Source organism: Micromonospora sp. NBC_00421, from assembly GCF_036017915.1.
Taxonomy (GTDB): Bacteria; Actinomycetota; Actinomycetes; order Mycobacteriales; family Micromonosporaceae; genus Micromonospora.
In genome coordinates this window covers 2,677,674-2,698,894 of record NZ_CP107929.1, presented here as the reverse complement: position 1 = coordinate 2,698,894, position 21,221 = coordinate 2,677,674, and the positions used below count along the sequence as shown (strand labels likewise).

General features: G+C 72.7%; 15 protein-coding genes. 11 read left to right on the top strand and 4 right to left on the bottom strand.

Going from position 1 to position 21,221, the window contains the following annotated elements:
* Positions 1 to 14 precede the first annotated feature (14 nt).
* Positions 15 to 1,247, bottom strand: a complete 1,233-nt coding sequence (locus tag OHQ87_RS11725) for a PucR family transcriptional regulator (RefSeq protein WP_328347751.1) — start codon at positions 1,245 to 1,247, stop codon at positions 15 to 17.
* Positions 1,248 to 1,469: 222 nt separating this feature from the next.
* Here OHQ87_RS11725 and OHQ87_RS11720 point away from each other — a divergent pair, with 222 nt between their 5' ends.
* The 11 genes from OHQ87_RS11720 (at position 1,470) to OHQ87_RS11670 (ending at position 17,753) form a co-directional block, all read left to right on the top strand.
* A complete protein-coding gene (locus OHQ87_RS11720) occupies positions 1,470 to 2,387 on the top strand; it encodes a dihydrodipicolinate synthase family protein (RefSeq protein ID WP_328347749.1) in 918 nt (305 codons plus the stop codon).
* Between the two features lie 270 nt (positions 2,388 to 2,657).
* A complete protein-coding gene (locus tag OHQ87_RS11715) occupies positions 2,658 to 4,703 on the top strand; it encodes a M6 family metalloprotease domain-containing protein (protein WP_328347747.1) in 2,046 nt (681 codons plus the stop codon).
* A gap of 76 nt (positions 4,704 to 4,779) precedes the next feature.
* The gene (locus OHQ87_RS11710; RefSeq protein WP_328347745.1) at positions 4,780 to 5,229 is read left to right on the top strand and encodes a hypothetical protein; all 450 of its coding nucleotides are present in this window, start codon (positions 4,780 to 4,782) and stop codon (positions 5,227 to 5,229) included.
* Complete coding sequence (locus OHQ87_RS11705; RefSeq protein WP_328347743.1) at positions 5,226 to 5,807, top strand: TlpA family protein disulfide reductase; 582 nt, start codon at positions 5,226 to 5,228, stop codon at positions 5,805 to 5,807. The genes OHQ87_RS11710 and OHQ87_RS11705 overlap by 4 nt, the downstream gene beginning before the upstream one ends.
* A gap of 449 nt (positions 5,808 to 6,256) precedes the next feature.
* Positions 6,257 to 7,369, top strand: a complete 1,113-nt coding sequence (locus OHQ87_RS11700; RefSeq protein WP_328347741.1) for a sugar phosphate isomerase/epimerase family protein — start codon at positions 6,257 to 6,259, stop codon at positions 7,367 to 7,369.
* Between the two features lie 474 nt (positions 7,370 to 7,843).
* On the top strand, positions 7,844 to 11,062 hold the full coding sequence (locus tag OHQ87_RS11695) for a ThuA domain-containing protein (protein WP_328347739.1): 3,219 nt from the start codon (positions 7,844 to 7,846) through the stop codon (positions 11,060 to 11,062).
* Positions 11,063 to 11,294: 232 nt separating this feature from the next.
* A complete protein-coding gene (locus OHQ87_RS11690; protein ID WP_328347737.1) occupies positions 11,295 to 12,584 on the top strand; it encodes a glycosyltransferase family 4 protein in 1,290 nt (429 codons plus the stop codon).
* Positions 12,585 to 12,649: 65 nt separating this feature from the next.
* A complete protein-coding gene (locus OHQ87_RS11685; RefSeq protein ID WP_328347735.1) occupies positions 12,650 to 14,149 on the top strand; it encodes an O-antigen ligase family protein in 1,500 nt (499 codons plus the stop codon).
* Positions 14,150 to 14,160: 11 nt separating this feature from the next.
* A complete protein-coding gene (locus tag OHQ87_RS11680; RefSeq protein ID WP_328347733.1) occupies positions 14,161 to 15,237 on the top strand; it encodes a Wzz/FepE/Etk N-terminal domain-containing protein in 1,077 nt (358 codons plus the stop codon).
* Between the two features lie 6 nt (positions 15,238 to 15,243).
* The gene (locus OHQ87_RS11675; RefSeq protein ID WP_328347731.1) at positions 15,244 to 16,911 is read left to right on the top strand and encodes a flippase; all 1,668 of its coding nucleotides are present in this window, start codon (positions 15,244 to 15,246) and stop codon (positions 16,909 to 16,911) included.
* Positions 16,908 to 17,753, top strand: coding sequence for a sulfotransferase family protein (locus tag OHQ87_RS11670; RefSeq protein WP_328347730.1), 846 nt, complete (start codon positions 16,908 to 16,910; stop codon positions 17,751 to 17,753). Before OHQ87_RS11675 ends, OHQ87_RS11670 begins: the two co-directional genes overlap by 4 nt.
* Before the next feature lie 96 nt (positions 17,754 to 17,849).
* On the opposite strand, the gene OHQ87_RS11665 is transcribed toward OHQ87_RS11670, so the two are convergent.
* Genes OHQ87_RS11665 through OHQ87_RS11655 form a run of 3 tightly spaced genes read right to left on the bottom strand, consistent with a single transcriptional unit; the run spans position 17,850 to position 21,128 of the window.
* Positions 17,850 to 19,337, bottom strand: a complete 1,488-nt coding sequence (locus tag OHQ87_RS11665) for a hypothetical protein (RefSeq protein ID WP_328347728.1) — start codon at positions 19,335 to 19,337, stop codon at positions 17,850 to 17,852.
* Positions 19,334 to 20,200 carry a sulfotransferase family protein gene (locus tag OHQ87_RS11660; protein WP_328347726.1) on the bottom strand — a complete coding sequence of 289 codons (867 nt, stop codon included), beginning with the start codon at positions 20,198 to 20,200 and terminating at the stop codon, positions 19,334 to 19,336. Before OHQ87_RS11660 ends, OHQ87_RS11665 begins: the two co-directional genes overlap by 4 nt.
* Positions 20,193 to 21,128 (bottom strand): hypothetical protein, encoded by a 936-nt coding sequence (locus OHQ87_RS11655; protein WP_328347724.1) that lies wholly within the window; start codon positions 21,126 to 21,128, stop codon positions 20,193 to 20,195. The genes OHQ87_RS11660 and OHQ87_RS11655 overlap by 8 nt, the downstream gene beginning before the upstream one ends.
* Between the last annotated feature and the right edge of the window lie 93 nt (positions 21,129 to 21,221).

Below are 21,221 nucleotides of genomic sequence, written 5' to 3'. Positions count from 1 at the left end.
GACGGTCGGGTCGGTCAGGACGGGGTCCGGTAGTGGCCGGTCAGCCGGCCCAGCTTCATCGCCAGGTGCAGGCACAACCGCTCGTTGCCGTCCTTGAGGTCGGTGTCGGCGAGCTGCTCGACCCGTTGCAGCCGGTAGTAGAGGGTGGTCCGGTGCAGCCGCAGCTTCTCGGCGGTGGCGTGGGCGTTGCCGGCCAGGTCGAGGTAGGCCTCCAGGGTCTCCAGCAGCACCTGGTGGGCGTCGTCGCGCAGCAGCCGCTCCAACCCGGGGTGCACCCCGGCGACGTCCAGGTGCCGACCGTCCAACTGGGACAGCACCCGGTAGATGCCCAGCCCGGCCCAGGAGACCACCCGGCCGAGCGCCGGCAGTTGGACACCCACCCGGGCCGCCTGCACCGCCTCCCGGTACGACTGCACCGCGTCGGCCAGCCCCGGCCGCGGCTGACCGATGCCGGTCACCGTCCGGTCCACCGAGGACAGCCCCCGGGTCGCATTGCGTAGCGCCTCGTCCAGATGGTCGGCGGCGGCCTGCGCGCTGGGGCGACCGGCGATCCGGTCACCACAGATCAGCAGCACCCCGTGGTCGGGCCAGACCATGTGCAGCGACTCCCGGACACCGAGCCACCGGCGGGTCGCCACCAGCGCCTGCTCCAGGGCGATCCGGGCCACCTCGTCGGGGTGTCGCCCGGCGGCCGGGGCGAGCTGGGCCACCACCGCGGTGGTGGTGCCGTCACCGGCGACCGTACCCTCCTCCAGCAGCGCCCGGACGGCGTGCGCGCGGGCCTGCGGGCTCTCCACCAGCAGGGTCCGGGTGGCCTCGGCCTCCCGCTGGGAGGCCAGCTCACCGAGCAGGTTCTCCCGGTAGAGGGCCAGCGACAGGTCGGTGAAGGCACCGGTCGCGGTGGCGATGTCGGCGTCGGTCATCGACCCGTCGTCGTCGATGAACCAGACGAACCCGAGCAGCAGGTCGTCGTGCCAGATCGGCACGCAGACCCGGGGGAGCAGGTCGAGGTCGACGTCGGCGGGGGTACGCACCGGCTCGCGGGCGGTCAGCACGCCCATCCGGCGGAACCAGGCGATCACCTCCGGGGTGGTCTGCCGGCGCAGGATCGACATCCGGCGTACCTCGTCCATCGGTCCGTCGTGTTCGCTGTAGACGACCACCCGTTGCCGCCGGTCCTCGATGAGGGCAGGACGCCCCACCCGGGCGGCGACGGCGTCGACTATGCGCTGAAGCTCACCATGCATGGATCTCCCCTGGTTGGCTGCGCGACAGGGGTACGGCAGCCGGTGCCCTACCCTGGGCGGCCGGTGGGCCTGCGCGCAAGGTCCACCGGAGATCTACCGACAAAAGGACGGCCCCGACGACGACTGTTCCGGCAATTGTCCGAAGAGCCGCGACGATCGACGATCGTAGGGTTCCTGCTGCGGTGGGCAGCGGGCCGCCGGCGCGCAGGAGGGAACGCCCGAGTGACTGCTGGTAGGCCCTGGCGGGGGGTGCTGGTCGCGATCACCACGCCGTTCCGCGACGACCTCGGCGTCGACTTCGACCGGCTCCAGGAACACGTGCGCTGGCTGGCCGATGCGGGCTGCCACGGGGTGACCCCGTGCGCCTCGGTGGGGGAGTACCGGGCGCTGTCCGACGACGAGCGGGCCGACGTGGTGCGGGCGACGGTGCAGGCCGCGCCGCCTGGCTGCGCGGTGCTGCCCGGGGTCGGCGGTTACGGCAGCCGGCAGTCCCGCCGCTGGGCGGAGCAGGCCGCCGCCGCCGGTGCCGCCGCGGTGCTCGCCCCGCCGCCGGACGGCTACCCGGCCGGCGACGCCGAGGTGGTCGCCCACTACCGGGAGGTGACCGCCGTCGGCCTGCCGGTGGTCGCCCACAACGATCCGTACGACACCAGGGTGGACCTCACGCCGGAGCTGCTCGCCCGGGTCGCCGAGACCGACGGGATCGTCGCGGTCGAGGAGTTCTCCGGTGACGTGCGGCGGGTGCACCGGATCCGGGACCTCTGCCCGCACGTCGACGTGCTGGCCGGGGCGGACGACGTGCTGCTCGAACTGGTGCTGTGCGGGGCCCGGGGCTGGGTCGCCGGGCTGGCCAACGCCTTGCCCCGGCAGGCTCTGCGACTCTACGACCGCTGTGCCGCCGGGGACCTGGTCCGGGCGCTGCCGCTCTATGCCGAGCTGCACCCGGCCTTCGGCTGGGGTTCCCGTCCGGAGTCCGTGCAGGCCATCAAGCTGGCGATGGACTGCGCCGGGCGGTTCGGCGGCCGGTGCCGCCCGCCGCGTGGGCCGCTGGCCGGGCCGGCCGCCGCCCGGCTGCGCCGGGACCTGCTCCGGGCGTTGGCGGTCACCGTCGACCCGGTGACCGGCGGTCGTCCCCGCTGAGCCACCCCGATCCGGGCCACCGATCGTCCGCGCCGGTCCTGTCCAGGTCCGTGCCGGGGCTGTCCGGGCCGGGGTGGCCGGCCTGCGTCGATCCGCCGCCGGTCCTTCAGGTGTCGGAAGCCGCCGGTCCACCTGCCGACATCTGCACGGTGACCGGCCCTGGCCCGTGCTCCTAGATTCGCTGCGCGGCCCGGTGGCGGGTGCCTCGGCAGCCACCCCTCGGGACACCGGACACCGGACGCCGCGTCCCTCCCGACGAGAGGCGAACCCGTGCACCGTGCTATCCCCGACAGACCCCGACTGAGGCGTGCCCTGCTGGCCTCGATCCTGGCCGGCACGCTCGTGGTGACCGGCGCGGCGCAGGCCGCCGCGGCCCCGGCCAACCCGGCCGGCGGCACCGCGCCGTTCCAGGTCCTCGACCCGCAGGCCTGGCAGAACCCGGACACCATGACCTGGGACGACTACCAGGCGGTGCCCGGGAAGAACTGGGCCGACCCGAGCGTGCGGGGCGCGATCCGCAACTTCAAGATCGCCCTGGTCGCGCTCGACTATCCGGACCAGACGTTCGCGGTCTCCCAGCGGGCGCGCTCGACGGTCTTCGGCAACCCCCAGTCGGTCGCGGCCAACATCCCCCGCGCCGACGTGTCGAAGTTCTACCAGGACTTCCTGAACACCCCGAACACCCTGAACAAGGGGCACACCCTGCACGAGTACTGGATGCAGGACTCCAACGGGCGCTACGGCGTGGACCTGGCCGGGTTCGGGCCGTACCAGCTGCCGGCGAAGTCGTACCAGTACGGGTTGGACAACAGCTTCAACCCCGGGGCCTGCCCGAGCGGGGACACCTGCAACAAGAACATCCGCACCGACGGGCTGGGCGCCTGGCGGGCGGCGGTCGGTGACGCGGTCGCCAACCAGTACGAGCTGGTCTTCATCCTCAGCGCCGGGCAGGACGAGTCGTCCACCTGGCAGGAGTTCGGGCAGATGATCTTCCAGAACAAGGAGGACGTGCCGGACGCTTGGGGACCGCCGGACCCCAACCTGCCGAACTGGGCCAAGACCCGCTATGTGGAGTGGACGTCGTGGAAGGCGGCGGCGACGCTCTGGCCGAACGCAGGCTCCGGCTCGTCCACCCAGGGGGAGAGCTCCGGCATGGGGGTGTACGCCCACGAGCTGACCCACCTGCTCGGCATCGGCGACAACTACAACAACCCGTACGGCGAGCCGTTACGCAGGGCGTACACCGGGATCTGGAGCATGATGTCGCGCGGCTCGTTCAACGGACCCGGCGGCCCGCACACCCGCTGGCAGATCCCGCCCACCAACGGCGGCTCGATGGGTTCGCTGCACACCGTGCGGGACAAGCTCAAGATCGGTCTGCTCGGTGAGGAGCACGTGCTGCGGTTGTCCCGGGAGGCGCTGGCCTCCTCCGGGCTGGTCGTCGCCCAGGTGACCGCCCGCGCGGTCGACGCCGGCCCGAAGGGGCTGACCGGCGTGAACATCGCCCTGAACAAGGACCTCTCGCCGGCCTGCACGGTCGCCACGAATCCACTGTGCGACGGCGGCAGCTTCAACAACTACACGGTCGAGGTCGTCGACCGGATGGGCGCGGACTCGTTCACCCCGGACCGGGGCGTGCTGCTGAGCAAGACCAAGAACGCCGACAGCGCGCCGTTCCAGTGGGTGGTGGACGCCAACCCGCAGGACATCGACATGATCGACTTCTACCGGCCGGACGGCACCCCGCAGAAGATCACCATGGGTGACTACCGGCAGCTCTCCGACGCGCTGTTCCACGCCGGGGCGGACACCGGCAGCCAGTACGAGTACGTCGACGAGGCCAACCGGCTGCACTTCTACGTCCTCGACCTCAAGCGGGACGCCGCCGGTTCGCTGTCGTACACGGTGGCGGTGAAGTCGCTGGACGGCACCGGGGGGCCGAGCAGCCACGGCGTGGCCCTGGGCAAGGGTGAGGTGACGAGCACCGGCAAGCCGACGAACAGGGGCGTGACCTGCTCGTTCGAGCTGTCCAACACCGGCACCTACTCGGCCGGTGGGCAGCAGCACCCGGAGGACGCCACCGCGTACCTGAAGTCGGACGTCTACCGCCTCTCGGCGGAGGTGGCCGGTCGGGGCTGGCGGACCTGGCTGCCCAACCCGCTCGCCACCGCCCAGTTCGGCAAGTCGACCACGGTCCGGGTGTCGGTGGGAGCCACCGCCGCCGCGGCGGACACCGGTTTCGTCAAGCTCACCGCGACCTCGGAGAGCGACCCGACGAAGACCGTGACGAAGCAGTGCCGGGTGGAGAAGTCCTGACCGGGATCGATCATCGCGCCGGGTCGGTGGCGGCAGGTGTCGCCACCGACCCGGCGTACGGGTGGGAGGAGACGACGTGCGGTTGTCCACGAGCGCCCGACGCGGCGTCGGCGCGCTGCTGACCCTGCTGCTGGCCGGGGCGGGCGGATGCGGTGGCGACGCCGGGGCGGAGGCGGTCACCCCGACCACGGTCCGGGTCCTGGTCCGGGACATCAACATCCGGGCCGAGGGGGTGGACTGCGCCGGTACCGGGCCGTACCTGTACTTCCACCACCGGGCGTCCTTCCGGCTGCTCGACCCGGACGGCGCGGCCCTGGTCACCGGCACGCTGCCGGCGGGTACGGCGGTGGCCGCCTTCGCCGAGGACCTGGCGGTGGAGCGGGTGCCGACCTACTGTGAGTTCGCGGTGCCGGTGCAGGTGCCGCAGCGTGCCGGGTACCGGCTGGAGGTGGCCGGTCGTCCCCCGATCGACCTGACCCCGGACAGCAGCGAGGGGCCGGCGCTGGTGGCGGTGGTGCCGGCATGAGGCGGCTGCTGCTCGTGCCGCTGCTGGCCGTGCTGGTGCTGGTCGGCTGCACCGCCAGTCCGGCCGCAGCACCCGGGCCGGCGCTCGCCGGGGGCGCCTCGACGATGCCGGGACCGGTCCCCGCCGACCTGGCGCTGCGCCCGGCACCCGGCGCCGCGCCGGCCGCCCCGGCGTTCACCGGCGCGCTCACCGACGGCACCCCGCTCACCGCCGCCCGGCTCTGGGCGGACCGGCCTGTGGTGTTCACCTTCTTCAGCTCCTGGTGCACCACCTGCGTGGCCCGGCAGGACGCACTGAGCGAGCTGGCCCGCCGGCACCGCGACCGGGTGGTCTTCGTCGGGGTGGCCGGTGCCGACCAGGCCGACGAGTTGCAGGACTACCTGCGTACGCACCGGGTGGAGTACCCCGTCGTCGTCGACGAGCAGCAGACCGTCTGGCGGTCGTACGCGGTGCGGGAACCACCGGCCGTGGTGCTGGTGGCCAAGGGTGGCGCGCTGCTGCGGGGCTGGCCGGGCGGCCTCGACGCGACGGCGCTCGACCAGCGGCTCGGGGAGCTGGTGCTGGCCGGTTCCGGGTAGCACCGCCCCGGGTCTCGCGTGGCCGACCGGTCGCCGCTGGCGGGCCGGTCCACGGGCGACGCGTCGGGCGCGGTGTCGATTCGATCGTGGGTCGACGCCGCGCCCCGCGTCGCGTCCGCGTGCCCGGGTTCCGGTGGCCGTCGGTGTTCGTGCTGGTGAGGGGCGGGGGATCGACGGGGGAGCCGGGTGCGGGCGACCGTCTGCGCATTGGCTCCGACCGACGGGAACTTTTGTTCGTGCGAACAAAAGTTTCTCCGTTCGAGGTCTATCTTTAGCCGTCAGCCACCGTTAGTGTCCGGTTCACGGACGTAACACGGCTGACATCCCCCCTTGATCGACCAGTCATCCACCGGGCCACGCGTATTCGGCGGCGCAGGTCCTTCCGACCCTCCAAGCAGGACTCGCACGTCTCCGCGGCCCTCCAGGGCCGCACTCGAAAGGTGGAAATTGTGAACGAGGAACAGCGTCGTATGGCCGCCGACCCCCAGTACCGCGCCCAGGTCACCCGTCGTCGGCTGCTGGCCGCGTCGGCCGGCGCCGCCGCCGTGCTCGGCGCGGCCGGCCTGCCGGTTCTCCAGACCAAGGCCCCGGCCCGCGCCGACGGCAAGTGGCAGGTCGACCCGCTCATCCCGGTGCAGAACCGTGGCATCATCCTCTACAGCGTCCGGGACCGGATCTCCGCCGCCCCGGACGACAGCGGCGTGCCGTACGGCTTCGAGCGGGTGCTCGCCAGCCTGGCCGAGATGGGCTACAAGGAGATCGAGTTCGCCGGCTACAACCAGCACACCTCGATCCTGGGCCGGCAGATCACCCCGACCGAGATCCGCAAGATCCTGGACGACAACGGCCTGGTCGCCAACGGCACCCACGCGTCGATCAACGCGGCGACCTTCCAGCAGCAGCTCGACATCGCCGAGGAACTCGGCATGAAGAACATCGGCACCGGCAGCGACCCGACCAACAGCGCCTACCAGGCCGACTGGGACGCCGCCGCCGACCTGTGGAACGAGCTGGGTCGGCAGGCCAAGGAGCGCAAGATGCGCCTCTACACCCACAACCACGACGTGGCGTACTCGTTCCTGCTCGACAGCGGCCCGCTGGACGCCAACGGCAAGCCGACCCGCTCGTCCGGCGTGCGCCGGCTGGAGTACTTCTTCGCCAAGACCGACCCGAAGTACGTCTTCTTCGAGTGCGACATCTACTGGGCGTACGTGGCGCGGCACAAGCACACCAAGTACATCAACTCGGCCGGCCAGGAGAAGACCTCGCTGTTCGACCCGATCCTGAACGTGGCGCGGCGCACCAAGCGGTTCCCGCTGTTCCACGCCAAGGACGGCAACCGCAACACCGCGCTGCCCAACGGCTACGAGATGATCCCGCTCGGCGAGGGTGACATCAACTTCCAGCAGTTCTTCCAGACCATCGGCGAGTCCGACTTCCACCACGCCAACTGGGAGATGGACACCGCCCCCGGCGGCACCGCCGCGCCGGCCCAGTCGCTCGACTTCGCCCGGCTCAGCTACGCCAACATGGCCGACCTGACCATCTACAACAAGGACTGACCCGCCCGACGGCCGTGCCCCGGCCGCAGCTGGGCACCGACCGGCGGTCGCACCACCGTCGTCGGCACCCGGGTGGCGGTCGCGTCCCCTGACGCGACCGCCACCACCAGGCCGCGCCGCCCGGTCCCGCCCCGGCAGACCCGGACCCGACCGGGCGGCGCCCCGCCCCGGCGGCGGCCGTCCGACCCGGCTCCCGGCAGACCCGGAACCGACCGGATCCCGGTCCCCGGGCCGAATCATCCCCGCGCCACCTCTTCCGACCCGTACCCCCGGGCCGCGTCCTCGCGCGCCCGTAGCACGGGCCGTGCGGCCCCATGGCCGTACGGCAGCTCCCCGGTCGGCGAACCGCACCGGGGGCGGGCCGGCGTCGTCCCGCCCCCTACCGGAGAGCGAGGCGCAGCACCGCACCAACCCGGGTGGCCCCGGCACCCGCCCGGAGCAGGTAGCACATCGTCCCCCCACCGGAGGAACCAGATGGCAAGATCGGTACACCGATGGCTCGCCGCGATCGCAGGGTTCGGGATCGTCGTCCCGCTCGCCGCGACCGCCCCGGCGTTGGCCCAGCCGGCCCAGGACCAGACAAGCGTCCTGGTTTTCACCAAGACCGACGGTGAGCGGCACCCGTCCATCGACAAGGGTGTCAACGCGATCCGCACGCTGGGTGGCAGCAACGGCTTCACCGTCGACGTCACCCAGAACTCCACCGCCTTCTCCGACGACAACCTGGCCAGCTACGGCGCGGTCGTCTTCCTGAACACCACGGGTGACGTGCTCGACGGCGGCCAAGAGGCGGCCTTCGAGCGCTACATCCGCAACGGTGGCGGCTACCTCGGCGTGCACGCCGCGGTCGAGGCCGAGCCGTCGTGGACCTTCTACCGCGACATCGTCGGCACCACAGTGGCCGGTACGGCGTCGAGCGGGTCGGCGACCATCGACGTGGCCGACCGGGTCCACCCGGCGAGCAAGCCACTCGCCCGGCAGCTCAGTCTGAACGACCAGTGGTACAACTTCACCACAAACGTCCGGGGCACCGCGCACGTGCTGGCCACGGTGGACGAGAAGACCTTCACCGGTGGCACCATGGGCTACGACCACCCGATCTCCTGGTGCAAGGACTTCCAGGGCGGCCGGTCGTTCTACACCGGACTCGGTGACTCCGCCGACACGTACGCCAACGGCGCGTTCCGCAAGCACCTGCTCGGCGCGATCCAGTGGTCGGCCGGCATGGTCCAGGGCGACTGCGGCGCGACGGTCAAGGCCAACTACGAGAAGGTCATCCTCAACGACGAACCGGGCGAGCCGATGACCCTGTCGGTGCTGCCCGACGGTCGGGTGCTGCACAACACCCGGGCCGGTGAGATCCGGCTCTACGACCCGAAGACCGGCGCCAGCCCGGTGATCACCACCCTCCCGGTCTACCAGCACGACGAGGACGGTCTCCAGTCGATCACCATCGGCCCGGACTTCGCGACCGACAAGTGGGTCTACGTCTACTACGCCCCGAAGCTGGACACCCCCATCACCGACGCGCCGGTGACCAGCACCGACCCGACCGCGTGGGACGTCTACAAGGGGCACAACCAGCTCTCCCGGTTCAAGTGGGTCGAGGAGCCGACGCCGCACCTGGACCTGGCCAGCGAGCAGAAGATCATGAAGGTCGACACCGACCGGGGCGTCTGCTGCCACGTCGCCGGTGAGGTCAAGTTCGACGGCAAGGGGCTGCTCTACCTGGTCACGGGCGACGACACCAACGCCGGTGGCTCGGACGGCTTTACCCCGATCAACGAGTCGCCGACCCAGGGGCCGGGCTACGACGCCCAGCGCTCCGCCGGCAACACCAACGACCTGCGGGGCAAGGTGCTGCGGATCAAGGTGAAGGCGGACGGGTCGTACAGCGTCCCGGCCGGCAACCTCTTCCCCGAGGCCGAGGACCGGGAGAACAAGACCCGCCCGGAGATCTTCCTGATGGGCCTGCGCAACCCGTTCCGCTTCGACGTGGACTCCCGGGGCTTCGTCTACATCGGTGACTACTCGCCGGACTCGCAGGTGCCGAACGCGGCCCGGGGGCCGGAGGGCACCGGTCGGTGGATCGCCGCCAACAAGGCGGGCAACTACGGCTGGCCGTACTGCTACTCGCCGACCCTGCCGTATATCGACTACGACTTCGTGACCAAGCAGTCGAAGGGGGCGTTCAACTGCGCCGCGCCGGTGAACGACTCGCCGCGCAACACCGGCCGTCGGGTCCTCCCGCCGGTGCAGGACCCGCAGCTCAACTACACCTTCCGCGCCACCACCACCTGCGCCGAGGCGTACCTGAGCACGCCGGCCGGCACCTGTGAGTTCCAGTGGCCGGTGCTCGGCACCGGTGGCGTCGGCCCGATGGGCGGCCCGGTCTACAAGTACGACGCCGCGCTGGCCTCCGAGACCAAGTTCCCGGAGTACTACCACGACGCGGTGGTCTTCGGGGAGTTCACCCGGGACAAGCTCTTCATGATGCGCACCAACGGCAGCGGCAAGCTGGTCGGGGTGGAGCAGTTCCTGCCGGGCTTCGTCTTCGACAACCCGATGGACATGGAGTTCGGCCCGGACGGCAGCCTCTACCTGCTGGAGTACGGCGACGGCTTCTTCCGGGCCAACCCGGACGCCGCGCTCTCGGTGATCCGTTACGCCAAGGGCACCCGGGCACCGGTGGCGGAGCTGAAGGCCAGCCCCACCTCCGGCCAGGCGCCGCTGACCGTGCAGTTCTCCGCCGAGGGCTCCTACGACGCGGACCCGGGCGAGACCATCACCTACGCCTGGGACTTCGACGGCAACGGCACCACCGACGCGACCGACCGGGACGCGTCGCACACCTACACCACCAACGGCGTCTTCACCGCCAAGCTGACGGTGACCGACACCAGCGGCAAGACGGCGGTGCTCACCCGCGAGATCACCGTGGGCAACACCGCACCCACCGTGAAGGTCACCTCGCCGCTGTCCGGCACCTTCTTCAACTGGGGTGACACCGTGCCGTGGACGGTCACCGTGACCGACCCCGAGGACGGCCCGATCGACTGCAGCCGGGTCACCGTCTCCTTCGTCCTGGGTCACGACACGCACGGGCACGGCATGAGCGACGCCAACGGCTGCTCGGGCTCGTTCGAGACCCCGGCCGACGGTGCCGACCACGCCGGTGGCTACCTGTACGGCGCGATCAGCGCCACCTACGCCGACAAGGGCGCCAACGGTCAGCCGGCGCTCTCCGCGCTCGACCAGATCGTCCTGCAGACCTACCGGCAGCAGGCCGAGTTCGCCCAGGTGCAGCAGGGCGTCACCCTGGCGAACACCACCGACGCCGGTGGCGGCCAGCACGTGGCCGGCATCGACAACGGTGACCACATCGCGCTCGACCCGGTCAACCTGGGCGGGATCGACAAGATCACCTTCCGGTACGCCGGTGGCTCCACGGCCACCGCCGGAACCCCGCGCGGCATCGTCGAGCTGCGGCTCGACTCGCCGACCGGGGCCCTGGTGACAAGCGCGACGCTCAACGCCACCGCAGGCACCAGCGCCTGGGCCAGCCAGACCTTCCCGGTCAGCCAGGCCGCCGGCACGCACGCGCTCTACCTGGTCTTCAAGCCCGTCGAAGGCGGACCGACGACCAGTCTGTTCAACCTCAACTGGGTGGAGTTCGGCGGCCCGACCGCCTGACGTCACCACACGGTCGCCGGGAGGACGGAGACTGCGTCCTCCCGGCGCCGTACCGGCACGGGGGCGGCCACCGGCGTCCGGCCGACGCCGTGGGTGTCCGGTCGGCCGATCCGCAGGTAACCGACCAGGTCTGACTGACCGGCCAGTGGCCGGCCGGTCGTCGATGATCTAGCGTCCCGTGCGCCGGGGATGCGCCACCGCCGGCGGTGAGTAGCAGAAACTAGGGGGGACAGTGCCGTTCCGTGACGAAGCCGCCGACCGGGGAGACCAGCTCCGCCCCGACCGCTCGGGGCCGACCGCGACCTGCCCGCCCGGTTGGCGTCCGCTGCGGGTGGCGATGATCGGCCAGAAGGGCGTGCCGGCCACCCACGGGGGGATCGAACGGCACGTGGAGGAGATGGCCAGCCGGCTGGCCGGGCTCGGCCACGAGGTCACCGTCTACTGCCGGGACAGCTACGGCGCGGTGGAGGCCCAGCAGCACCGGGGCATCCGGCTGCGGCGGGCGCGTACCGTGCCCAGCAAGCACCTCGACGCCATCGTGCACTCGGCCACCTCGACCGTGGCGGCGCTGACCGAGCGCCCCGACATCGTGCACTACCACGGTCTCGGCCCGGTGCTGACCGCGCCGCTGGCCCGTTACGCCTCCCGGGCCAGGGTGGTGCTCACCGTGCACGGGCTGGACAACCAGCGGGACAAGTGGGGCCCGGCCGCGCGGGCGGTGCTCGGCACCGCGTACCGGCTCAGCGGGCACCTGCCGGACGCCCGGGTGACCGTGTCGCAGGGCCTGGCGGCGCACTACACCAGCCGGTTCGGCCGCCCGGCCCGGTACATCCCCAACGGGGTGGCCGTCCCGACCCACCGGCCGCCGGGGGAGCTGTCCCGGTTCGGCCTGCGCCCCGGCGGCTATCTGCTGCTGGTCGGCCGGCTCGTCCCGGAGAAGGCCGCCGACCTGCTCGTCCGGGCGTTCCGGCGGTTGCCGACCGACCTGCGGCTGGCCATCGTCGGCGGCTCGGCCTTCACCGACGGGTACGTCGCCCGGCTCCGCGAGGCCGCCGGCGACGACCCGCGCATCGTCTTCACCGACTTCGTCTACGGCGACCTGCTGGCCGAGTTGTACTCGCACGCGGCGGCCTTCGTGCAGCCGTCCCGCCTGGAGGGGCTGCCGCTGACCCTGCTGGAGGCCGCCTCGTACGGGCTGCCGGTGGTGGCCAGCGACATCGAACCGCATCTGGAGGTGCTGGACCGCGACGGTCCAGGGCAGCGGCTGTTCCGCGACGGCGACGGCGACGACCTGCTCCGGGCCCTGGCCACGGTGACCGCCGACATACCGGCCGAACGGGCCGGCGCCGCGCTGCTGCGTGACCGGGTGCTCGCCGAGTACAGCTGGGACGTGGCCGCCCGTGAGCTGGAACGGCTCTACTTCTCGCTGGCGCTGCGCGGGCCCCGCCCGGTTCGGGACGTTAAGTCGCCCACGGTCGGCGTAACGGCCCATGTCCCGGGCCCTCGGCGACCGTTAGATTAGGCCGTCTTCCCGGCCGTCGGCGGCGACCGGCAACGCATCCTGTGGAAACGAGTGGTCGGCGAGCGGTGGACGGACAGCGAAACGGCACGGAGGGCGGCCCCGCCCTGCCCACCCAGGGACGCCGCCGGTGGTCCGCCGGTGACCCGACCGTGCGCCTGCTGACCGCCGGCGCGGCGCTGCTCTGCGCGGTGGTGTCGGTCGGCGTCGGGCTGGCCGCGACCGGTGGCGGCCGGATCGGCGCGGTGCTGCCCCTGGTGGTCCTCGCCGGGCTGGCCGTCGGGGTGCTCGCGCTGACCCGCTTCTCGGCGTACGTGCTGCTGATGCTGGCGGTCCGGTCCTGCGTCGACCTGTTCAAGCTCAGCGGCCCGACGGCCGGTCGGGCCGACGGTGCCGGGGCGACCCGCGCGATGGACCCGTCGACGATCCTGGCGGTGCTGTTCCTGCTCGCCGCCGGCCTCTGGCTCGCCGCCCAACTGCGGCAGCGGGGCCGGCTGCGCGGCTCCCCGCTCGGTGTGGCGATGCTGCTGGTCGGGGCCACCTCGCTGGTCAGCGCGGCGGGGGCCGCCCAGCCGGTGCCCAGCGCCCTGGAGGCGCTGCGGATCGGCACCGTGGTGGTGATGTTCGTGGTCCTGGAGCAGCTGATGCCGGACCTGCCGGCGGTCCGCCGGGTGCTGCTCGCCGCGTACGTCTCGCTGGCGCTTGCGGTCGGCTACACCGTCGTGCTGTCCCTGCTCGGCCACCCGCCGGCCGAGGTCAAGGGGGACTTCACCCGGATCAGCGGCCCGTTCAGCCAGTCCACCACGTTCGGCCGGTACCTGATGTTCATGGTGATCTTCGGGTTCGGCATCCACCGCTACCTGAGCCGTCGGCTGCGCCTCGGCCTCGGCGTGCTGCTCGCCGCGTCGCTGCTGTTCCTGCTGCTCACCAACACCCGCAGCGCGATCCTCGGGGCGGGGCTGGGCCTGCTGGTGGTCGCGGTGCTGCACCGCAGCCGGCGGATGCTGGTGGCGCTCTGCCTGGTCGCGGTGGCCGGGGTGGCCCTGCTGCCGAGCGTGGCGCAGCGCTTCGGGCAGCTCGCCGACAGCACCGCCGTGGGCGGTGGCCCGACCGGCAACACCCTCGCCTGGCGGGTCGGCTACTGGTCGGAGATCGTGTCGCTGGCCAACCGCAACCCGGTCACCGGGATCGGCCCCAACATGACCAAGTTCGAGGCCGACGAGGCGAAGAAGCCGCACAACGACTTCCTGCGTGCGTACGTGGAGACCGGGCTGGCCGGGCTGCTGGCGTACCTGGCGATGATGGCGCTGTGCCTGCACACCGGGCTGAACGCGCTGCGCCGGGCCCCACCGGGCAGCCTCGGCCGGGGCATCGCGGTCGGCTTCCTGGGCTGCGCGGTCGCCTTCGTCGCGGTCAGCGCGGCGTCCAACGTGATCTCGAACGTGGTCACCCTGTGGTATTTCGCGGCGTTCGCCGCGGCGGCCGGGGCGGTCGCCCGCGGGCTGCCGACCGGCCCGTCCCGGGCGGCGACGCCCCGACCGGTGCCGACCGGATGGCACCACCGATGAACCGTCAAGCAGTGGGGAGCAGCAGGGTGGAGATCGTCGACTATCTGCGGGTCGCGCGGCGTCGACTCTGGCTGCTGGTGGGCATTCCGCTGGTGGCCGGGGCGGCAGCCGCACTTGTCGTCCTACTCGGCCCGCAGCAGTACGCGGCCACCTCGTACGTCGCCGCGCCCGCCCTGGTCGGCGGCAGCGCGGCCCAGCAGTACACAGGCACCCAGGCGGCCAACCAGTTCGCGGCGGCCTTCGCCGCGGCGGTGACCTCCCCGCAGGTGGTCGACCAGGTGGCCACCGACACCGGGGTCCCCGCCGACACGCTGCGCGACGGACTGGCGGTCAAGCAGGTCGGCGCGAGCAGCCAGCTCACCGTGACCTACACCGCCGCCGACCGGAACACGGTCGCCCCGGTGCTCGCCGCGACCGGCAAGCGCGCCCTGGCCTTCCTGTTCGCCAGCCAGGTCGGCATCGCCACCGACGAGGTGAAGACGGCCACCGACGAGCTGACCACCGCCACCCGGGCGATCAACGACTGGGAGAAGACCAACAAGGTCAGCCAGCCGGACAAGCTCTACCAGTCGACCCTCCAGGAGATCGCCAGCCTGCGGCAGCAGCAGTTGCAGATGCAGGCGGTCGGCAACAGCCGGGGCGCCACCGCCGCCGCCGAGTCGATCAGCGCCGGGCAGAAGCGGCTCGACGGGCTCGGCCCGAAGCTGCCCGACTACCAGGCGCTGATCGCGCAACGGGACAGCGCCACCAGCGCGCTCGCCTCGGCCCGACAGGGCCTGCAACAGGCCCGCGCCCAGTCCCAGGCCGCCGACCCCGACAAGGTGACCAGTGTCGGCGAGGTGCAGCCGGTGTCCCGGACGAAGGCGCTGGTCGGCCTGGTGCTCCCGGTGTCCGGTGCCGGCCTGCTGCTGGCCGTGTTGCTGGTGGCGGTGGTGGAGTGGCTGGCACGCAGCCGGCGGGCCGGGCAGCCGCAGGCGGTGGGGCGGGCGACCCCGGCGTCGACCGGTGGCCGGCGCGGCAGTGACGACACGGTGGTGCTGCCGGTCGTCGCGGCGACCGTGCCCGAGCAGCGCTCCCGGCACCGGTAGGCGGGGGTGCCCGAATCGTCCGCGCGGGCCGACCGGGACGTCCGGGAAACGGCCCGGGGCGACCAGCACGTCCGGGGAATGGCCCGGGGCGGCGGGCTCAACCTGCTCGGCGCCCTGCTCAGCCAGGCCGCCGTCTTCCTGATCATGCTGTTGCTGGCCCGGGTGCTGGGCATCCGGGAGGTCGGCCGGTACGCCCAGTGCTACGCGGTGCTGTCGCTGGCCGGGCTGCTGTCGCTGTCCGGGTTCCGGGCCGGGTTGACCCGGTTCGTCGCGGTGCATCTGGCCGACGACGACGCCCCGGCGCTGCGCGGCACCGTCCGGTTGGGCCTGGCCGTCTCGGCCGGCTCGTCGGTCGTCCTCGCCGGGGCGCTGGCCTGGGGCGCACCGTGGCTGGCCGACCGGCTGCACGACCCGGGGCTGGTCACCGGCCTGCGACTGGTAGCGCTGACCCTGCCCGCCTCGACGGTCTGCGAGGCGGCCCTGGCGGCGACCCGGGGCTGGCGTACCCAGCGGCCGTTCACCTTCATCGGGCAGCTCTACGAGCCGGGCACCCGGCTGCTGCTCACCACGCTCGCCCTGGTCACCGGGGCCGGGCTGACCGGTGCGTTCTGGGCACTGGTGGTGGCCGGCTGGTCGGCCGCCCTGTTCGCCCTGGTGGCCCTGGGCCGGCTGGTCCGCCGGGTGCCGCCGGCCCGCCCGGTGCACCGGCCCGGGGAACTGTTCCGCTTCTCCACTGTCAGCTGGGTGTCGTCGCTGTCGTCGACCGGGCTGATCTGGGTGGACACCCTGCTGCTCGGCTTCTTCGCCAACCAGGAGATCGGCGTCTACAACGTCGCCACCCGACTGGTCACCGTGGCCATCTTCGTCCTCGCGCCGGTCAACGCCGCGTTCGGCCCGTATCTGGCGCACCTCTACCACCGGGGGGACCTCGACGACGTCCGCCGGGTCTACGCGGTGGCGACGGGCTGGGTGGTCCGGCTGTCGCTGCCGGCGTTCGTGGCGCTGCTGGTGCTCCCCGGCGACCTGCTGCGGGTCTTCGGCGGCGAGGTCGCCACCGGCGCGGCGGTGACAGTGATCCTGGCCCTCGGCCAGCTCGTCAACGCGGCGACCGGCCCGTGCGGCACGGTGCTGAACATGTCCGGCCGGGTGGCCGTCAACATGGCCGACAACCTGGTCGCCCTGGTGCTCAACGTGCTGCTCAACCTGTGGCTCATCCCCGCGTACGGGATCGTCGGTGCGGCGGCGGCCTGGAGCGCCTCGCTGATCGTGGTCAACATCGCCCGGGTGGTGCAGGTCCGCTACCTGACCGGCGCGTTGCCGTTCACCGTCGGGATGGCCAAGGGGCTCGTCGCCGGGGTGGTCGCGCTGGCCGCCGGGCTGCTGGTGCGCTGGCTGGTGCCGGGCTGGCCGTGGCGGCCGGTCGCCGGGCTGACCACGATCGTGGCGGTCTACCTGGCGACCGTGTTGGCGCTGGGACTCAGCCGGGAGGATCTGATGGTGCTGCGCACCCTGGCCCGCCGTCGCCGTCGCGGCGTCCCGCCCGACGCGGGGGACGGCCCCACGCCGGCCGACCTTCCGGGCGTCGACCCCCTCGACCGGGCCGACGGCGGTCTGCCCGGGTCCGGCGTGGCCGGGGACGGCAGGGACACCTCCGGCCGGGTGGTGTCGCGGTGAGCGCGGGGCCGCGCCGGGCCACCATGGACCGACTCCGCCGGGTGGTACGCGGCACCCGCGCCTGGGGGCGGGCGGCGCTGCCCGGCCGGGTCGGCGCGCTGCCGGACTTCCTGATCATCGGCGGGCAGCGCTGCGGCACCACCTCGCTGCACCACTACCTCGCCGCGCATCCCGACGTGCGGGTCGCCACCGGCAAGGAACTCCAGTTCTTCAGCCTGCACTTCAGGCGTGGGCCGCGCTGGTACCGGGCGCACTTCCCACCGGCCGCCCCCGGCCTACGCAGCTTCGAGGCCAGCCCCTACTACCTGTTCCACCCCGACGTTCCGGCCCGGGTAGCGGCGACACTGCCCGAGGCCCGGTTCGTGGCGCTGCTGCGCGACCCGGTCGAGCGGGCCTACTCGCACTACCTGCACACCCGCTCGTACGGGGTGGAACCGCTGGGCTTCGCCGAGGCGCTCGCCGCCGAACCGGGGCGGCTGGCCGGGGCGCTGGCCGACGGGCCGGACACCCCCGCGGCCCACCACGCGCTGCGCAACTTCTCCTACGCCGCCCGGGGCCGCTACGCCGAACAGCTCGACCGCTGGTACGCCCACCTGCCCCGGGAACGGCTGCACGTGATCCGCAGCGAGGACCTGTACGCCGATCCGGCCACCACCTATGCGGGCGTGCTGCGCTTCCTCGGCCTGGCCCCGTTCACCCCGGCGGAGTTCGCCCGGCACACCCGCCGGACGGACACCGGCCCGTCCCAGCTCACCCCCGAGCTGCGGGCCGTCCTGGCCGCCGAGTTCGCCCCGCACAACGCCCGCTTGGCCGACCTGCTCGACTGGCCCCGTACCTGGTGAACGGTCGCCGCGCCACCGCCCCGCACCATGATCGGATTGCGTTCCGGTAGTCGACACGCCGCGATTGGTGCGCGAAGTTGCAATTCGATCATGGCGTCAGCGGATCGGGGCGAGGACGGTGGCCGGGTCGCCCTTCGCCCGCACCAGCACCGGGCTCGGACCGATCGGCAGCGCGCCGGTGCGGGCGGTCGGGTCGGCACCGACCGGGCCGCCGGTCAGGCCGGGTGCGGCCGGCAGCGACACGGTGCCGGTGGAGGTCGACCAGACCACCAACGTGCTCTCCGCCCCCCGCCGGAACGCCACCCCGGTCAGCCCCTTGCCGTTCACCGGCTCGACCGTCGCGTCCCGGGCCGCCGACGCCAGGGCGGCCATCATCGCGCCGGCCTGCCGCTGGGTGCCGTCCGGGTCGAGCAGCCCGTAGCGGACCTCCGCGCCGGCCCGGTTGTTCGGGTTGTACGCCAGCGGCAGCCAGAGCACCTCGTGGATGCCCCCGGCGACCAGCAGACTGACCACCTTGACCATCTCGTCGCCCCGGGTGGCGGCGTCGTCGGCGCCGTCCTTCCAGAACTGGCCGACCTCCCATGCCTGCACCGGCACCCCCGAAGGGGTCTCCGCCCGCAGGTAGTCAAGCAGCGCCGGCACCCCGGAGAAGTGCTCGTAGAAGTGCAGTTGCCGGACGTCGACCACCCGGTCGTCGAGCAGTCTCTCGGTGACCGCGAGGTAGGCCAGGTTCCGGGCGTTCGGCGTGTTGTCCAGCGCGGCCCGCAACGCCGCCGGGTCGTTCACCGCCGGGATCAGCCGTCCCCGGGTGCCGATCCGCCGCTGGAAGTACGCCTGGTAGGCGGCGACGGCCTGGTCCGGCTGACCGGCCCGCAGCAGCCGGTCGGCGACCCCCATCCCGTACGCCACGCTGCTCATGCCCGAGTCGACCACCTTGGCCTTCGGGTCGGCCGCGCGGATCGCCTCGGCGGCGGCGGTGACCAGCCGGCGGTAGTCCTCCGGGCTGCCGGCCCAGTACTGCTGCGCGTTGACCTCGTTCTCGATGGCGTACTCACCGACGCCGTAGGGGGTGTACCGCCGCACCAGGTCGCTGACGAACTTCTGGTAGGCGGCCAGGTCCACCGGCATCGCCGACTCGGTCTTGTTGGCCTGTCCCCGGGTGAACTTCGCCGTCCCGCCGGTCGCCCAGCAGACCCCGGTACGGATCTTCAGGTGCAGGGTGATGCCGAGCTTGCGGCTGCGTTCGGCGATCTGGTCCACCGCGGAGAAGTCCGGGCTGCCCTGGGTCTTCTCGATGTCGCACCAGCTCAGCTCGTGGTACGTCGTCGAGCCGGAGAGCTTCTCCAGGTACGGCACGAACTGGTCGTGCCGGGAGAAGTCCCAGTGCGCGCCGAACGGGTTGCGTACCGGCGCACCGGCCGGCAGCGGAGTGCCGGTGGCACCGGCCGACGGGGTGCCCGCCGACGGGTTGGTCGCCGACGGGGCCGGCCGGGGGGTGGGATCGTCCGAACAGGCCGCCCCGGCGACCAGGGCGAACAGCAGCGCACCGGCGACCAGCACCCGCCGCCCGGCCCGGCGGGTCACCGGTAGCCCAGTTCGCGCAGGGTGGCACCGGAGAAGACCCGGACCAGCACCCGCAGGAAGGGGTCCAGCTCCCGGCGGTAGGTGCCGACCCGGGAGCCGTAGATCGGGGCGTCCGTGCCGGCGGCGGCCCGCCGCCGGTCCGCTTCGGCGGTGTACTTGCCCGCCACGTCGTGCTGCTTGCCGTCGTAGTCGAGCACGCCAGCCTCCCATGGTTCGCCGAGGAACTCGAACAGGCCGCGCATGGCCTTCTCCGGGTCGGTGACTGTCTCCTCGTAGCGCAGTTCGTGGTAACGGTCGGCCGGCAACCGGGCCCCGGAGGCACGGGCGATCCTGATGTAACGCGGCCACTTCACCACGCACTTCACCGCCGACCAGTAGCCGAACCGCTTGCGGTGGGACACCACCACGTCCCGGCCGTCCCGTACGACGTGCACGAACTGCGCGTCCGGGAAGACCTCGGCCAGGAAGTCGATGGAGAGCGCGTAGAGCGGTGTCTTGTCGGCCCAGCGGGTCTTGCCCCGGGACCGGGCGTAGTCGGCCTGGATGCCGCCGAAGAAGTCGGCGATGCGGCCCAGCCAGTACTCCCGGGGGAACCCGAAGCGGGCCAGCCGCTCCCAGTCCCGCCCGACGATGCGCTGCATGTCGGTCAGGAACCGGGTCTCCGGGCCGCAGCTGACCCGGGAGTGCGAGTCGAGCACCAGGCGCAGCATTGTCGTGCCGGACCGCTGGCACCCGACCAGGAAGATCGGCCCCTGCGGACGGCCTGCCCCGGCTGCCGCGCCCGGTGCGGGGCCGGTCGCCGGTGCGGGCCGGGCCTGCGGGTCCGGTGCGGCGTGCGGGATCGGGTCGGCGGGGTCAGCCATGGTCCACCGCCTCGTGCCGGCCGGCCAGCGCGTCCAGCCGGGCGGTCAGGTCGGTGCAGAGCGTCCGCACCCGGGCGTCGATCTCCAACCGGGGCCGTGCCGGCGTGCGCGCACCGACGTGCGCGTGCAGCACCGGGTCGTACGGCAGGTCGAGGAACGCGCACAGCCGCCGGGTGTACCCGGCCGGGTCGGCGACGAGTGCGTCGTACGAGCAGAGCAGGGTGTCCGGGCGGTCGGCCAGGCCCAGCGAGAAGTACAGCGAGTTGCGGACGTACCAGAACAGGGCGGCGGCGGTGTGCGGCGTCATTCGGTCGTGGTCGAAGCCGGCGATCAGCTCCCGGGTCGGCGCGTCCAGGCGTTGCCCCTGCCAGCGGTCCCCGATCGTGCCGTCGGCGACGGCACGCAGCGCCCGCAGGTTGGCGTCGCCGAACTTCGCCACCTCGGACCGGGCCCGGTCGTCGACGTCCCGGTACGCCCACAGCGCCCGCCCCGGCGCGACCCCGGTCAGGGCGAGCAGCTCGTCCACCCGGTGTGTGTCGCACAGCGGCTTGACCAGCACGTACCGGTGCCGGCTGCGCCGGACGACGGCGGTGAGCACCGGGTCGGGGCGCAACCGGAAGCGGTGGAACACCGCCCGGTCGTTCTCGTTGCGCACCTCGACCGACGGGTCGGCGTCCAGGCCCCGGGTGAGCATGTTGGTGCCGGAGCGTTGCAGGCCCACCAGGTAGACCGGGACGGCCCGGCCGGGCGGCCCTGGATGGGCCCGCCGCCAGCGCCACTTGGCCAGCGCGGTGCGGGCCCGCTCGACCGGGTCGAGCCGGTCCTCCTCGACCAGCCGCCGGACGCCCTCGGTGCGTGCCCAGCGCAGGTGCCGGCGGACCCGTCGGGCGGTGTACGCCAACGCCGAGGGTTCGTCGGGGTGGGGCACCGGGTCCTCCTCGGGCACGTCGGGCGGGGTGGGGCACACGGTACCGGCAGATCATCGCGGCTGACCACGTGGCCGTGTGGTCAGCCGACGATG